General features: G+C 42.7%; 17 protein-coding genes and 1 pseudogene. 16 read left to right on the top strand and 2 right to left on the bottom strand.

Annotation, left to right across the window (positions count from 1 at the left end):
* Window positions 1-154: 154 nt before the first annotated feature.
* Window positions 155-595 (top strand): GNAT family N-acetyltransferase, encoded by a 441-nt coding sequence (locus TW84_RS08385; protein WP_045975206.1) that lies wholly within the window; start codon window positions 155-157, stop codon window positions 593-595.
* A 19-nt stretch (window positions 596-614) separates the two neighbouring features.
* Here TW84_RS08385 and TW84_RS24340 read toward each other — a convergent pair.
* Window positions 615-779, bottom strand: a pseudogene (locus tag TW84_RS24340) (IS110 family transposase); the annotation flags it as partial.
* Window positions 780-1035: 256 nt separating this feature from the next.
* Here TW84_RS24340 and TW84_RS08380 point away from each other — a divergent pair.
* From TW84_RS08380 to TW84_RS08315, 14 genes are all read left to right on the top strand, one after another.
* Entirely contained in the window at window positions 1036-1563 is a 528-nt protein-coding gene (locus tag TW84_RS08380; protein WP_045975205.1) for a GNAT family N-acetyltransferase, read from the top strand.
* A 123-nt stretch (window positions 1564-1686) separates the two neighbouring features.
* Window positions 1687-2283, top strand: coding sequence for a hypothetical protein (locus TW84_RS08375; protein WP_045975204.1), 597 nt, complete (start codon window positions 1687-1689; stop codon window positions 2281-2283).
* Between the two features lie 212 nt (window positions 2284-2495).
* Window positions 2496-3053 (top strand): hypothetical protein, encoded by a 558-nt coding sequence (locus TW84_RS08370; protein ID WP_045975203.1) that lies wholly within the window; start codon window positions 2496-2498, stop codon window positions 3051-3053.
* A gap of 119 nt (window positions 3054-3172) precedes the next feature.
* Window positions 3173-3781, top strand: coding sequence for a pyridoxamine 5'-phosphate oxidase family protein (locus TW84_RS08365; RefSeq protein ID WP_045975202.1), 609 nt, complete (start codon window positions 3173-3175; stop codon window positions 3779-3781).
* 259 nt (window positions 3782-4040) lie between these two features.
* The gene (locus TW84_RS08360) at window positions 4041-4475 is read left to right on the top strand and encodes a nuclear transport factor 2 family protein (protein ID WP_045975201.1); all 435 of its coding nucleotides are present in this window, start codon (window positions 4041-4043) and stop codon (window positions 4473-4475) included.
* A gap of 53 nt (window positions 4476-4528) precedes the next feature.
* Window positions 4529-5104: an NADPH-dependent FMN reductase gene (locus tag TW84_RS08355; RefSeq protein ID WP_045975200.1), complete on the top strand. Its 576-nt coding sequence runs from the start codon at window positions 4529-4531 to the stop codon at window positions 5102-5104.
* Window positions 5105-5350: 246 nt separating this feature from the next.
* Complete coding sequence (locus tag TW84_RS08350; protein WP_045975199.1) at window positions 5351-5881, top strand: DUF6630 family protein; 531 nt, start codon at window positions 5351-5353, stop codon at window positions 5879-5881.
* 92 nt (window positions 5882-5973) lie between these two features.
* Window positions 5974-6372 (top strand): FosG/FosC2-related fosfomycin resistance glutathione transferase, encoded by a 399-nt coding sequence (gene fos, locus TW84_RS08345; protein WP_045975198.1) that lies wholly within the window; start codon window positions 5974-5976, stop codon window positions 6370-6372.
* A gap of 185 nt (window positions 6373-6557) precedes the next feature.
* Entirely contained in the window at window positions 6558-6944 is a 387-nt protein-coding gene (locus TW84_RS08340; protein ID WP_240478156.1) for a DoxX-like family protein, read from the top strand.
* Between the two features lie 155 nt (window positions 6945-7099).
* Entirely contained in the window at window positions 7100-7441 is a 342-nt protein-coding gene (locus TW84_RS08335) for an SH3 domain-containing protein (protein ID WP_045975213.1), read from the top strand.
* A 93-nt stretch (window positions 7442-7534) separates the two neighbouring features.
* Window positions 7535-8305, top strand: a complete 771-nt coding sequence (locus tag TW84_RS08330; protein ID WP_045975197.1) for a GNAT family N-acetyltransferase — start codon at window positions 7535-7537, stop codon at window positions 8303-8305.
* Between the two features lie 128 nt (window positions 8306-8433).
* Window positions 8434-8850 (top strand): VOC family protein, encoded by a 417-nt coding sequence (locus TW84_RS08325; protein WP_045975196.1) that lies wholly within the window; start codon window positions 8434-8436, stop codon window positions 8848-8850.
* Between the two features lie 273 nt (window positions 8851-9123).
* Window positions 9124-9537: a nucleotide triphosphate diphosphatase NUDT15 gene (locus TW84_RS08320; protein WP_045975195.1), complete on the top strand. Its 414-nt coding sequence runs from the start codon at window positions 9124-9126 to the stop codon at window positions 9535-9537.
* Between the two features lie 151 nt (window positions 9538-9688).
* Window positions 9689-10171 (top strand): YbaK/EbsC family protein, encoded by a 483-nt coding sequence (locus TW84_RS08315; protein ID WP_045975194.1) that lies wholly within the window; start codon window positions 9689-9691, stop codon window positions 10169-10171.
* Between the two features lie 237 nt (window positions 10172-10408).
* Here the strand turns inward: TW84_RS08315 and TW84_RS08310 are convergent, their stop codons facing one another.
* Complete coding sequence (locus tag TW84_RS08310) at window positions 10409-12787, bottom strand: RICIN domain-containing protein (protein WP_045975193.1); 2379 nt, start codon at window positions 12785-12787, stop codon at window positions 10409-10411.
* 858 nt (window positions 12788-13645) lie between these two features.
* On the opposite strand from TW84_RS08310, the gene TW84_RS08305 reads away from it, so the two are divergent.
* Window positions 13646-14737 carry a ribonuclease T2 family protein gene (locus TW84_RS08305; protein ID WP_045975192.1) on the top strand — a complete coding sequence of 364 codons (1092 nt, stop codon included), beginning with the start codon at window positions 13646-13648 and terminating at the stop codon, window positions 14735-14737.
* Window positions 14738-14924: the final 187 nt, after the last annotated feature.

The raw sequence follows: 14924 nt of genomic DNA, 5'->3' as shown, positions 1-14924 counted from the left end.
AGGCTCAATGAGTATCAAACGCTTCAAGACGGATTCGCAACGCGTGGCATTTTTACTATGCGTTGATTTTAGTGATTAAGGTGGTATACGGAAACACCGTATTGCGTTGCTCACCACTTAAGCGGGCGTTATGTTTTTGTAGGAAATTGGTAGTATGAGCATCGAGTTAAGAAGTATAGACAAAACGAACTTCTATGAGATTTGCCAGTTACAGGTAGCTCAAAATCAGCTAAATCATGTTGATAGCAATGCTATTTCATTGGCTGAAGCAAACTTTATGAGCTTTCCTTGGTTCAAAGGTATCTACTCTGACAATAATCCAATTGGCTTTGTTTTAGTAAACGCAGACACAGTTTCAGGTAAGTTTGAACTTTGGCGGTTCATGCTTGATAAGTCTCAACAGTCAAAGGGGTTCGGGCGTATCGCTATCGATTTGTTGAAATCAGCATTGGTTAATGAGTTCGGAATATCGACTCTATACACAAGTGTTGTTACAGGTTCAGGTAGCCCTCAAGGCTTCTACGAAAGTTGTGGTTTTGTATCAACAGGTCACTTAGTTGAAGGGCGTGAAATAGAGTTACGTCTATCCTTTTAACGCCAAACATAACAAGAGACTATGGCGTCAATAGTTGATTTTTGACGCAATCTTTATCCCACATTGCGCCGTCTCTTAGCATTGAATTGAGCGTCACAACCATCTTTCTCATGCAGGCAACTATCGCTACTTTTTTAGGTTTCCCTACCGCAAGTAATCGTTCATAAGTAGCCTTAAATACAGGCTTTTGGTGTGTGTCCTGAATTTATGAATTTAATTTGAATTTTATTCGAGAGCTCGTCCAATTGCAGTACACATGGGGTCAGAGCAATTCAGTACAGTACAGGTTTCAAATATCAGAGATTTAAGTCTTTTTTGTGGATGTAGAGCCATTGATTCTCAAAAGTTTGGCTGTAGAATTTGAACATTGCGCATCTACTCATTGTTTTACATAGAAATTATGAGGTGATTAGTAAAATAAATTTGAGGATTATCTCTGAATGTTAATAACAAAAATTGAAACAGAGCGACTAATACTAAGGGCTTTAACTGAAGGTGACGCAAAAGAACTGTTTGATATCTTCTCAGACCATGAGGTCATGAAATATTGGAACACTGAACCTTGGAGTTCTATTGATGAGGCTAGGTCATTTATAGCCAGTAGCACAGAAGCAATGAATAGAAATATAGAAGTAACGTTAGGCATTTACCTAAAGGACACGGGAGAGCTTCTAGGTAAGATAATGTTATTTAACTATCACAAAGAATCAAAACGTGCCGAAATAGGTTTCGGTATAAGCCGTAAGTTCTGGGGCCAAGGTATTGTACTTGAGGCCGGTAATGCACTAGTCGACCACGCATTTAATATTCTACATTTACGTAGAATTGAAGCTGAGATAGATCCAGATAATATATCTTCAAGTAAAGCATTGGAGCGACTAGGGTTTGTAAAAGAAGGCTATCTGAGGCAGCGTTGGGAAGTTAATGGTGTTGTATCAGATTCTGCTATTTATGGCTTACTAGCGTAAGGTTTGGTAAGCGCATCGCAACACGATCAAACTGACTCAAATACGCGGCATTGTTGCTTCGCAAAAGTGCAGTCACATGTTTTCGGCTGCTTAGCGCAGCGTTGTTTTGCATGAGGAGAAATCATGAAATCTACATTCATAAAGTGGTTAGCGCTTTGCGCAGTAATTGTGCTCTGTGGCTGTGCAAGTACTCAGGGGCAGATCGAGGATGACATTTATACTGCAAAAGATGAGAGTTTTTCTGTATCAATGCCATTTAAATCTGATGCTTACGCCAATCGGTATATGGAAGTTCAGGAACAGTATAGTTATAGAGAAAACCAAGTGGTTTTTACCTCTACAGCTGCTCCAATGGAGGTCTATAAGGTGTTTGTGTTTAGTGGTGTAGAAACAGAAGAAAACTTAGAAGAGATTGTTCGGGGTGCTTACTATCAACAACTTGAGTCTTTTTACGGTACGCCAGTAGAGCCAACAAATGTTGAAAGTATAACAATTAGTGGTTTCAAAACTAAGCAACTAGCTTTTAAACAAAAAATTCCAGCAACAAAATCTGTTATGCAAGATAGACCTGAGCTTACTATTACTCATTTAGCGTATTATGTCGAAGCAGGAAATAGAGCAGCATACATTTTTGTTAACAAGCCTTCTGATGGAGATATTTTCGTTGAAGGGTCAGATACTAGGATCAAGGATTTTGTTGAATCATTTAAACTGAATTGAACATAACAATTGGATAGGGAAATTATCCATACAGAAATCTTTTGGTGTGTGTCCTGAATTTAATTTGGTGGATGTAGAGGCATTGATTCTCAAAAGCTTGGCTGTAGAATCTGAACATTGCGCATCTACTCATTGTTTTATATAGAAATTATGAGGTGATTCGTAAGAGCAGGGCGCTGTAAGCCTTAAAGTGCTACTTAGGATATTGAACATTGGAAAACAGAGAGAAACAAAAAGGACCGGGTTGTCTTGGATTTGTAATTGGTGGGATGTCGTTCATTCCTTTGATTGGCGTTGTATTTGGAATTGTCGCCATTATCTGGGGTTTCAACGCAAAAAGTACAAAACTGAAATTAGTGGGCCTTTGTGGTATTAGTTTTACTTTTATCTTGTATGGGACGCTTGCGTACTTGGGCTTTGTACAACAAGGAGGAGTGTACGATGATCTTCGCTCTGAGTTAGTGAAAGTACAATTGACAAGTGCAGTACAAGCTATTGAATTATACAAAGTTCAAAATGGTGTATACCCAGAATCATTAGAAGTCTTACAAAACACTTTACCACAAGACAGCTTGGTATTTCTAAACGATGCAGCACAAGTCAGTATGTCCGGAGAGACACAGTATTACTATGTTGTTATTGATGAAAATCACTATCATATTCGGTCATATGGAAGAGACGGAGTAATTAATACACTGGATGATATTTTGCCAACACCGATAGAAAATGTCGGGCTAGTAGTCGACTATCAGGTAGAAAACGGCTCATAATAAGCAAACAAGGTGACCCGTTACACTCGGCAGTTTGGGTATGAAGTCCGGTGTGCTTTGTCAGTTTAGCTCGGTCACCTTATTACATGCGTTATACCTTTATGGAAGAACAAAATAGAATGAGTGAAATTAAAACGATAGAGCAATTAAAAGAAATTTACGCAGAGCCAAGTGCGAGGGCTAAAAATAAAGTTCTATCTACTCTGGATGTTCATGCCATTAGGCTAATAAATAATTGCCATTTCTCGGTTCTAAGTACTACTGATTCACAAGGCTATGTTGACCTCTCCCCAAAGGGAGGAGAGCCTGGCTTCATTAAAGTTTTAGATGAATCAACGGTATTACTTCCCGATAGCTCGGGGAATAATCGAATTGATGGCCTTAAAAATATTATCAGTAACCCGAAAGTAGGGCTGTTGTTGATGGTCAATGGAATTGATGAAGTTGTTCGTATCAAAGGAACAGCGAGTATTCATACTGACTCCAACTTGTTATCGGTTTGTCCTGATGGGAGTAAGCCTCCTAAGGTTGTTATCAAAATAGTGATAGAAAGTATGTATTTTCACTGTGCTAAAGCAGTGATGAGAGGAAAGCTTTGGTCTGATGACTATAAAGTAAATCGCTCAATTCTTCCTTCTTTAGCGCAAATATTTAAAGACCAACAAAACTTAGAAAGTAACGCGATAGGCCAAGATGAAATGGTTAAGTATTACGAGTCAAGCCTTTAGAACGTGTCTAACAATAAATTATGGCGTCGATAGTTAATTGGGGCGCCTTTGATATCCCACATAACACCGTCTCTTAATATTTAATTTAAGCATCACTATGTACAAACGCTAATTAAGTGGCTAAAAATGAACTGCTATCGTTCGACGAATGTACGTCAAAGTTTGGCTTGTATTTACAGTGGTCTGAATACGTTTTGTGTTATGTTGCTAGCCGCTTGGCTGGGCGATGGGTAAAGATAGGACGTACATAGGAACAATTATGAACAAAGATGAGTTAGTTGAACTAGTAGTTAAGTATTTCAAGAAAGTAGATGCCGGTGATCCTAGTTATCTGGATCTTTTTTCAGAGGATGTCGATTTTTTCTTTCCTAAATTTGGACAAGCAAAAGGCAAGGGCGCTTTAGTTGAGTTCGGCAATAGAATTGGTAGCTCGTTGAGCAGTATTTGGCACGACATAGATGGTTTTCAAATAACAACCGCTGGAAACAAGGTAATAGTTGAAGGACAGGAAGGTGGTGTAATGAGCGATGGCACTTCTTGGCCAGATAACAATGTTTCCACTGGTCGTTTTTGTAGTGTATTTGAATTTGAAGGAGAAAGAATAACTCGTATGTATGTGTATGTAGATCCTGATTTTCCAAGCCAAGATTTAGGAAGAATTTCTGTGCTGTCAGGAGAAAGTTACGCGATATGATGGTTGGCGTCACTAGCCGCTTAGCAGGACGTTAGTATTCGATAGGAGAGAACATGTACATTTTGGTAGTCAGTTCGAGCTTGGACCCAAATAGTCGAAGTCGTCAAATCGCTAAGCTCTGTATTGATGAGCTACAGTCGTTGGGTAGACAGGTTAAATTTGTTGATTTGGCCGAATTTGATGTACCAAATTTTGACAACGACAAAATATATCAGACCGAACAATATAAAGCGTTACATAAACTGACGTCTGAGGCGAATGGTATTGTGTTATGCAGCCCTATCTATAATTGGGGATGTTGTTCCGAATTAAAGAAGTACATTGAATATGTTGGGTCGACACCTCCTGACGGTAGCCTAACTGGTGCACTATTCGATAAAGTAGTGACCTTTGTCACCTCAGCGGGCCTACCTCATAGTTACATGGCCGATTCTGCGCTCTCGACGTCATTGAGTATTGACTTCAAGTGTATTATCAATCCGTACAACCTATATGTTCATAATCGTCATTGGGTCAATGATGTCCTTTCGGATGAGAGGAAGCCTAGGCTTGAAAAATCTATGAAAGTAATGGATGAACTCTGTAGTTTGCTGAGTGCTAGAACCTATAAATCTGGGTGGGAACTGTAATGCTAATAAGGTACTGGCGGATCTAACCTCCGAGTACGGTGTTTATAGTAAGTTTTAGCGAAATTCTTATCTTATATTACACCATCACTTGGCATCGAGTTTAAGATCACCAACACCTTTCTCATGCAGGCAGCGATCACGATTTTTTAGGTTTACGTGCGGCAAGCTCTTTTGGTGTGTGTCCTGAATTTATGGTGTGATTTAGCTGTTAGATGAAAGGGCCAATTTCACCTTTTGGGAGTCTAAATGGTTTTTATAGCGAAATTATTCATTGCCATAGTAGTGTTATTGACGCTGGCTGGGAGTTATATATTAAAGGAAAAGAAATGGCTTCTTTCCGCAATTATTTCGCCTTTGCCTGATGATGATAAAGCTAAAGTGTTGGACTTCTTTGAGCAAAGCAAGAGTGAGCATTTTGATGAAAAGCTTTTGTCGACTCTTGGGGAAGTTGACGAGAGTAAATACTGGTTAATGTTCCGCATTGATTGGTGTGATACTGACGAGGTAGAAGCCCAAGCTAACGCGATGACGAAGACTTATAGCATAGAAGATAAATTTCATATTAATGTCTCAGTCGAAGGTGCATCTGTATGGAGTTTATTAGTGGTTTATGATCGTTGGTTGCAAGAGAGAGGTTATCAAGTGGTGCTTTGGGAGCAAGGCTCAGATGAATACTGTGGATTTATATGTAAGTCAGAAGTTCTTCGTCGATTTATAAGAGCAGGGAAATTATCTGGATTAAAGTTGATGAAGCTAGACCATGCAAATGAACAATAGGCTTGGTGAAGGTGTCCTTCAGCAAACCGCACAACAGAGATTCGTAACGCTTGGCACTTTTCATTCCATCGTTGGGTTTTATGGAGGAAGCGGTGATTTTAGGATTAAATCATATCACGATTGCAGTGAGTGATTTGGAGTCCTCTCTTAAGTTTTATAGAGAGACTTTAGGTTTCACTGCTCATGTAAAATGGGATAAGGGGGCTTACTTATCTGTAGGAGAGCTCTGGTTTTGTCTTTCTCTTGATGCGCCCTGCGCAAAAACTGACTATACCCATATCGCTTTCGATATTGCATCTGAACAATTTGAAACCTTTGCGAAGCGTGTCGTTTCATCGGGGGTGGAAGTATGGAAAGAGAATAAAAGTGAAGGACAGTCACTCTACATTTTGGACCCTGACGGTCACAAATTGGAGATACACTCAGGTTCGCTTGAAAGTAGGCTGAAATCCCTAACAACGAAACCATACACTGGGCTGGTTTGGCTTTAAATACAGACGTTTCTACAAGCGGACTGTTCACAGTTGGCATGATCTATTAAACCCAATCCATCAGGTATGTTTTTGGCGAAACTCATCCGTTTAGAATGGGTGATGTATATCTACTGGTTGTTTTATATGGAAATTATAAGAGGAGTCGTAATAATGCAGTGTCGTAAGTTGCGGGAGGCATTAGTGTGCTGAATATCATCCAATCAGCTCGTTATGTCATTGGACTGACGTGGATTTACCATGGATTGTTTCCAAAACTATTACAAATTGCACCATTAGAGCAAACAATGACGGGTAGCTTGGGTTTTTCCGATGAGCATACCTATATGTTGATTAAAGCCGCTGGGGTAGGCGAGGTCATCTTTGGACTGGCTTTTATTCTGTTTTATCGGATTACATTCATTCAAGTACTCAATCTGGTTGGTTTGATTGGGCTGTTAGTTTTCGCGTCAGTTGTGGCCCCTTTCAGTCTAATGGCGGCCTTTAATCCGGTTACCACTAACGTTCCTCTGATTTTATTGGGGTGTGCTTTGTTGCAGCACACAGTAACCGTCAGTGAAAAAAAACGATAGTAAGCGCTATCAGTGGGCGCGTTGTCATTATTTCTTCTTTAAAAAATAATAAATACAGTGAATTAAAAGATTTTAGGCCGTTTGGTAAACTCCTTTTATTCTAAGGTGAAATGTTTAAGTGGCAGAATAAGAAAGTAGGAGACTATGGAGAAATCATGAAAGTAGTGACCATTGAAAAGCATGTATCAGAATACCCTGATCCGTTTTACTTGAAGCAAGGAGATAAAGTCTCTCTGGGAGCTATTGACGACGAGTTTCCTAATTGGATCTTTATCACGAGTGATAAAGGAGAGCAGGGCTGGGCGCCAGTTCAATATATCGAAAAGAGGCAAGACAGCTCTGAAGGCGTCTTGCTTCAAGACTATGATAACGTTGAGCTTAACACCGTCATTGGCGAAAGCTTGTCAGTGCTGTATGAACTCAATGAGTGGTATCGTGTTTCGAGGTCAACGGGAGAGATTGGTTGGGTACCCGTGCGTTCGGTACAACGCGCATAACAAGTTTAAGAATGAATCGCACCGCGTGGTGTTTTTATAAGGCATAGCTCAACCTTAGCAGAGCGTTAAACGTCATTCAATATCGAGGTAACGATGCAAGATAACAGCGTCAAAGACGTATATGGCTCTTATTTTCAATTTAATAATCAGCGAACTCTTTCCACAGATTTAAAAAGTGAGCTTTTTACGGCTGAGTCTCAAGGGTGTTCAGTTTTTGTAGACAAAACACGTAAGTATGACAACCAGATCATCGTTCATGATGTTGTTTCTAAAGAAGGCTTAGAGAGCCATTTGAGTTTGTATCAGCATGGCTTTTCTCCAGAAATCTCTATCGAGCCACAGGCCAAAACCCATGAATTGCAGGCGTGGTTATCAAGCCACGAGTTCGTGCCAGCTTATGAGCATGAATTTCTCGAACTAAGAGCAGTAAACTACGTAGCGATTGCAGAAGTATCTGACGAGTTAACCGTTGAACGATGGACACAAGATAATGCTGATGCGTTTCTAGCTTTACTCAAAACGTCAGGTCTAGAGTTCTCAGATGAAATTTGGCAGAAGAAACGTTCACTTTACTGCACAGATACCTTTCGTTGTTATGTGGCAAAAATAAATGGCGAGCCGTGTGCGTGGGCAACGAGCTTTATCGCCAATGAATTTGCAATATTAGCCAATGCGTATACACAAGAGAACTCTCGTTCAAATGGTTGTCAAACAGCTTTGCTGAGAGCGAGAATCTCAGATGCCATCTCTCTGGGTGTAAAGGTGCTTTTAACGGATGTCATGCCAAACAGCACGAGTAGTAAGAATTGTAAAGCGGTTGGTTTTTCTCGTGTTGGTGTCCGAAGCGTGTGGTGTAAAGACTAGAGAACTACTATGAAATTTAGAGCAGCTTACAACGCTCGGCAGGGTACTCCTAACGTTAGCCAGTGTTTAAGCAGGGTTGTTTACGTTTGTGGTATGCTGCTGGTCGACATCTTTAATGAAGGAATACGATGAAACAGAATATTGTCCATGTCGCTTTAGTGGTGAAAGACTATGATGAGGCGATTGATTTTTACGTAAACAAGCTCAAATTTGAGCTTATTGAAGACACTTATCAGCCTGAACAAGACAAACGTTGGGTGGTGGTCGCACCACCAAACTCTCATGGTGTTACCTTGTTATTGGCTAAAGCCTCTAAACCAGAGCAACATGACTTCATTGGTAATCAAACCGGCGGTCGAGTCTTTCTGTTCCTCAATACTGATGATTTCTGGCGTGACTTTGAACGTATGAAAGCGATAGGTATTAAGTTTGTTCGAGAGCCAGCTGAACAAGACTATGGAACGGTCGCTGTATTCGAAGATTTGTATGGAAACCTATGGGATCTTCTTCAATTAAACCCCAATCACCCAATGGCGACAAGGTAGCATAACACAAGCAATCAGTTCGCCTTTTCCAACATAATATGCAGCATATGGAGGATTGGTGTAAGGTTTCTACCGTGTTCACACTGTCACTTGGTGAAGAGAATCAACTTAACATCGCTATCTTCTTCGCTAAATTGTCGTTTGTTTTCGCGGTCGTTCACATTCTGCGACTAAAACAGACATCTACCACATGTGGTGACTAATACGAGGGTGGATGTCTAGGATTTGTTACTTAGTGACATTGAATAAAAGGTTTTCAAAAAGGAGTAAAGTTTGAATAAGGAAGTACGAGTAGGTGTCGCTGCGGTCATTCTGAGGGAAGGACGTGTTTTACTCGGGGAGCGTATTGGTTCTCACGGCGCTCATACATGGGCGACACCCGGCGGGCATCTTGAGCTGGGTGAAAGTATTGAAGAGTGCGCAAAGCGTGAAACACTCGAAGAAACAGGTTTATCTGTCGACTCGTTTACCAAATTAGGTTTCACCAATGATGTTTTCGAAAAAGAAGGTAAGCACTACGTAACATTGTTCGTGGTAGCTTCTTGTTCTAGTGGAGAGCCTGAGGTTATGGAGCCGGATAAATGTAAGCAGTGGCAATGGTTTGAGCCGGACCAACTCCCTGAGCCGTTGTTTTTACCTCTAACAAACTTATTGAAGGAATCGGTAGACTTCAGTCAATATGGCTAACAAATTCGTCAAGAGAAAAATGCAATGCATAGCATTTTTTTACCCATTCGTTTTAACGTTTAAGATGGTGTGCGCGGTATTGGTCTTGCGTTGCTCACCCTTCAATAGTGCGGTATGTTTATCGTCCAGTCAGCGAAACTAAGGAGAGTATATGTCAAAGGAACTGAAGTCTTCGTCAATGAAAGTACAAGAATTTTTATCTCAAAACGGCCAAGATTTTGTCGTGCAGGAGATGCCTAATTCTACACGTACAGCATCGGATGCTGCTGAATCTATCGGGTGTACAGTTTCCCAAATAGCCAAGTCGTTGATCTTTAAGCATGGTGAAACAGGTGAGCCTGTGCTCGTTGTTGCCTCTGGCTCTAACATGGTTTGTGCTGACAAAGTCAAACAAGCGACGGGGATAACTCTTACCAAAGCCGACGCTTCTTTTGTACGTGACAAAGTGGGTTACGCTATAGGCGGAGTACCGCCCGTCGCTCACAATTCATCAGTCCACACCATTTTAGACCAAGACCTAAATCAGTACTCCGAAATCTGGGCAGCAGCAGGAACACCCAATTCAGTGTTTAAGCTGAATCCACAGAATTTAGGTCAACTTACTCAGGGACAGTGGATAGATTTATCCAAATAGGCAGCACACATATTTCAAGTTGGAATCGCAACCCGCGGCATTTTGATGATGCGTCAGCTTCGTATTGTGTTGGTCGCTCTTATTAGGAAATTGAGGGTACTTTGAAAATAAAAGGTGAAAAACACAATGCAATCAACTAATCAGTGTGTTCTCTTAGTGATACAAACGCGTATTTTTCACTGGTAAACCATATCGAAAAAAGGCGCGAGATCGCGCCTTAAATGTAGTTACATAGAATCAATTGGTTGAAAAGGTCCAAGCTTTACTGCTTTCATCATTGCAATTGATCACTACCGCGCGGTACGAATTCCACTGGTTGGCTTGCATGGATTTGAGACACTTTCCGGTACTGCGATTTCGGATCTGGAACTTGTCGTTATTGTAAGGTCCCAAGAAATCCCAGGTAGCGTTGTCATTGGCTGTACTAACGGTAGCCATGGCAGCAAAATCATACTCATTGGCTCCTTCGTCCGCTAAGTAAGTTCGATTGCCAGTGTCCATAAGCAGATACCCGTCGTTGTAGCTTTCCAACGATAAGTGCTGTTTCGACAGGCTGCACATTCCCACTGCGTAGCCATCGGGTGAACCGGCGACGTTGTATTTTTTCGCTAAACAACGACCATCGTCCTCAAGCGCGAGGTTTTGTCCTACTGGTGGGGTTTGGTATTCGAGAGCCCATACTTCAGCCGCTACATCATTGCCACACGCTTGGACGCTGGTACCCGACATCATGCATTGTCCTGTCGATTTATTACGCAGGGCAAAATAGCCATCCCCATTCGTATCGAGGATATACCACACGCTGTCTCCGTTGATGGAAATCGTGCCCCCAGCGCGTGGCGCATCATTATAGTAGTAGGTGGTGCTGGAAAAGACTATCCCACTGCTTTGATGTTTGAGGTATGCGGCGTCCGTCCAGCGCTGGATCTCGTAGCCATCAGCCAGTTCGGTCAGCACAAATTCATACGCGTTGGCACTGCACGCTTCGCTGAGACAAGTCTGAGTTTGAACATTTTTGAATCGCACTAAGCGGTCATCGGTGGGTACATGACTACCATCGATGTTCCAAACATAGGTGTCCAAAGAACAATTGGTCGTCATTACCGCATCGCTATCATCAGCCTGCAAGCACAATTGGGTATGCTTGTTGCGGATCTGATAAACACCAAGTGTATTTGGTCCATCTAAATACCACGTAGAATCGGTGCCCCGTACAGAGCGGATTACAAACCCCGTGTCTACTTCTCCTTTGTCTTTGAGGTAACGCGCGTCTTCGCCCCGCATAATGGAGTAACCATCGCTGTAAGGTTCAAAAATAAAGTGGTTGGCGTTGGTTTTGCAGTAAGCCGATACTTGTCCGGCGGCGTTCATACAGCGATTGCGCTCGGTGTGTCTTAGGCGTAATGCGTTATGAAAGTCAATGGATCCCGTTGAGTTAAGGTGTTCATTACGTGTTTTGATGAGATTGGTTAGATCCCACGCATCAATCACATGAGCCAAGTCGTAGAGTGTCGCTTTGACGTCTGTGATCTTGGAGTTTGGATCCACCAGGGATTCGTTGTACACCTGAGCCACGCGATTCTCTTGCCAAGTAGTACACAGCGAGCTCTGATAACTGGTGTAACCGCTGTACTCATCGGTGTAGGTATTCCCGCTGCACTGGCCGATGAACGAAGCTCGGTAGTCCATGAGCTTAGAGTTAGTTAGGTCGACGTTGACGGTGATCAAATTGGCGTTACGGCCATTGGCGACTATGTTTAGGCCGATTTGCCGTAGGGTTTCGCTCCACAAGCCTTGTTTTACATTCATGAAATCAAAAAAGGTGCCGTAGCCAAGACTGCAGTTGTAATCGTAGGTCTTTGCTGAGATTGGACGAGTCAGAACCGATTCGATATCGATGTTGTAGTCATAGACATCGAATAGAGTTGCATACGACGGTAGCGCATCGTTGTCCAATCCATTCCAATAAGGTGGTTCTGAGAGGTTTTGACAATAGTGGTCGAACTCTGCACGATGCAAAAACGCCATTTGCATGGCCGCAACAAACCCAGGGATGGTAGTGTTGGCCAGCGTATCAAATACAGCGATAGAGCCTTGCCCGTTCTCCATATCGGCAAAGCGATCTTGGATCTTGTACGCCAATTCATTGGCTAAATCCGCGTAGCGCTCTGCGGCCTCAAATTGGTAGTAGTCCAACCCAGATGAGACATTGCGCTGCACGTCATGGATAATGGTTTCTAAAGCGTACATGTCGTCGGTCAATTGGTCGACTTCCAAACTCGATAAGCGTGATTCAAACTGGGCGAGACACGCCACCAACTCGGGGTCAGCGCCAGTCACATTTTTTTCGGCGATGCCGCTGGTAATGGTGAAATACAAGATGGGATACAAGGTGGCAAGAGCCGACAGATCAGATGAACTACCAAGTGCGAGGCCTACTAAGCTACGAACCAAAGTGGTCGAAGCGGCTTGGTAGTCAACGGACGTGGAAGTACTGCTAGTTTTGGAGGCGTAGTCATAGCATGCGCCATGAAGGCCAGAAGCTTGCACCGAGGACGTTGTGATGGCGGCGCCTAGCCCAAGCGAAACGGCTAACGCCAGAGTAGGTTTTTTCATAGTCTCTCTCTTATTATTAATTTGTGAGATAAATAGGGAGTACCAAATGTCATTGGTCTAGCCCGCAAGGGGAGTTCCGTCTCTGTATATCCAATAAATGAATACAAGTAAGAAAATTATTACAAAATAAAAATTACCATTTACAAAGTCGTAACATTTGGAGGGCGCGATTATAGGGGGGCAATGGTGGATAATGCAACCGTTCCCACGATAGTGGGAGGGTTTGGGAGTTTAATCTAATATACTGATAAATATAGATTTTATATCTTAATAATAAGGCTCATCCGACCACGAGGTTTAAGCTCTTGCCTTACGCAAAGTTAGATCCTGATCTCTTTATCAACACACCTACTCCCTATCTTAATTGGACTCTCACGAAGCCCAAGGGCGCAATATTACCTGTTTGTGTATTGAGCCCGACTTAAGGAACAATATGTCATACGAATAGTGGAAATTTATTGTCTGCAAGGAAAGTCGGTTTCTCAGCATATTGTGAAAAAGTGTGGTGGGCTGCTAACCAATGTTAGTCCAAGTTATTGTATTCAAGATGGGGTAGAGCAAGATCTCATTATTTATCATCTACCTACCTAATTGGCTTTGCGACAGATGTTATTCTAGCGTAATTGGAGGAACAGCAAAGTATCAGTTAGTTAAAGATATAAAATAGAGCACGTAATTTAAACAAGTTGATTGGCCTCAAGTTAGATCCGTTAGACCATGATGACTGCCACCCAAAGCAGTTTGGGAACGAGAACTCATAGCAGAACAACCTACAAAGGTTCCGAACCTATACGCTTGTATGCATTACTATAAAGCGGTCAATCCATCACCGATAGTCAACGTCAAAGGAAAAAGAATATGATTCGTTTTAACAAAGGGTTTGTACAGTATTGCAGGCTTTTGATTGCCTTGCTGATGAGTGTATTGTGGGCTCCGGTAGTGACGGGCGCTCCCCAACTGGCAAGCGGTACCTTTGTAGCCAACCAATCTTGCCCAGCCTACCAAAGTAAAAACAAACAGACTAATCCTGGTCAGTGGATGACCCAAGCCCAGCGTCATTATCAGATCAACGAGGTGATTGATTCTCCAGTTCTGTCTTGGGTACGGATCACGGTTCCAGGTGCTGAGCCTGAACTACGTTGGGTCAATGCCTCCTGCGGTGAGGCGACCTATCAAGCACGCAAGCCTCAGGAACAAGATGCTCTTAGCACCTTTTGTCGCACTCCAGGGAAAGCGACTTCGTATGTGTTTGCAGTGTCTTGGCAGCCGGGTTTTTGCCAGACCGTCTCCAATTACGATCCTAAGCAGAAACCGGAATGCGAAGTGCGCGATGAAAGCGTTAATTTTGCTAGCAATTTTGTTATTCATGGCCTGTGGCCTAATCACCCAAAATGTAATGGGCAGAATAAACGCCCTTGGTATGGCTATTGTGGCGACGTTCAAGGTAAACCCGAGAAGAACCCGAATACGCCGACATTCTGTGATTACCCGCCTGTTGAGTTGTCAAAAGACGTTCGTCGCCGACTGGGTCAAGCGATGCCAAGCGCAAAATACGGTTCGTGTCTACAACGACATGAGTGGCACAACCATGGTACTTGTCAGACGGTTTGGGATGCTGATGGCTACTACAACCAGTCTATGGCGTTGCTTGAACAGGTGAATACGTCGTCGTTTGCCCGCTTCGTGCGAACTCACATTGGTGAAGAGGTGGCGGTCAAAGATCTTAGAGTCGCATGGCAAACGGCGTTTGGCCAAAACACCGATCAGCAGTTAAGGCTTCAGTGCCGCTCTCACGCCAAGCGTTCTTATTTAACAGAACTTCAAATCGCTCTGCCGCTGGAGGTTGAAAAGCAGACCGAACTGGCCGCGTTGCTTCATATGGCCGAGCCGGGGAAATTTAGGCAAGGAAAGTGCGGTGAAAAGGTGTACATCGATCCTATCGGGCGTTGAACTATGTTCTAAATCATAAGCGTTATTGAATCAATCAGTGAGGCTAATGTCCCCGTGCTTAGCCTGAGAGTACGGGGACAGACATCCACGGTTCGATGCTCATCGAAGTAAAGTCTTGCTGTATAGATATACTGAGCCGAAGATGATCTAACGGGCGGTACAAGTTGGCCCGTACAACCACGCTCGC

It is taken from the genome of Vibrio neptunius (assembly GCF_000967495.1).
Lineage (GTDB): Bacteria > Pseudomonadota > Gammaproteobacteria > Enterobacterales > Vibrionaceae > Vibrio > Vibrio neptunius.
The sequence above is the reverse complement of the archived record's forward strand: the minus strand, read 5'-3'. Positions and strand labels throughout refer to the sequence as shown.

Coding starts and splice junctions, on each gene's coding strand:
- TW84_RS08385 (WP_045975206.1), top strand. CDS start 155: ATGAGCATCGAGTTAAGAAGTATAGACAAAACGAACTTCTATGAGATT.
- TW84_RS08380 (WP_045975205.1), top strand. CDS start 1,036: ATGTTAATAACAAAAATTGAAACAGAGCGACTAATACTAAGGGCTTTA.
- TW84_RS08375 (WP_045975204.1), top strand. CDS start 1,687: ATGAAATCTACATTCATAAAGTGGTTAGCGCTTTGCGCAGTAATTGTG.
- TW84_RS08365 (WP_045975202.1), top strand. CDS start 3,173: ATGAGTGAAATTAAAACGATAGAGCAATTAAAAGAAATTTACGCAGAG.
- TW84_RS08360 (WP_045975201.1), top strand. CDS start 4,041: ATGAACAAAGATGAGTTAGTTGAACTAGTAGTTAAGTATTTCAAGAAA.
- TW84_RS08355 (WP_045975200.1), top strand. CDS start 4,529: ATGTACATTTTGGTAGTCAGTTCGAGCTTGGACCCAAATAGTCGAAGT.
- TW84_RS08350 (WP_045975199.1), top strand. CDS start 5,351: ATGGTTTTTATAGCGAAATTATTCATTGCCATAGTAGTGTTATTGACG.
- TW84_RS08335 (WP_045975213.1), top strand. CDS start 7,100: ATGAAAGTAGTGACCATTGAAAAGCATGTATCAGAATACCCTGATCCG.
- TW84_RS08330 (WP_045975197.1), top strand. CDS start 7,535: ATGCAAGATAACAGCGTCAAAGACGTATATGGCTCTTATTTTCAATTT.
- TW84_RS08325 (WP_045975196.1), top strand. CDS start 8,434: ATGAAACAGAATATTGTCCATGTCGCTTTAGTGGTGAAAGACTATGAT.
- TW84_RS08315 (WP_045975194.1), top strand. CDS start 9,689: ATGTCAAAGGAACTGAAGTCTTCGTCAATGAAAGTACAAGAATTTTTA.
- TW84_RS08310 (WP_045975193.1), bottom strand. CDS start 12,787: ATGAAAAAACCTACTCTGGCGTTAGCCGTTTCGCTTGGGCTAGGCGCC.
- TW84_RS08305 (WP_045975192.1), top strand. CDS start 13,646: ATGATTCGTTTTAACAAAGGGTTTGTACAGTATTGCAGGCTTTTGATT.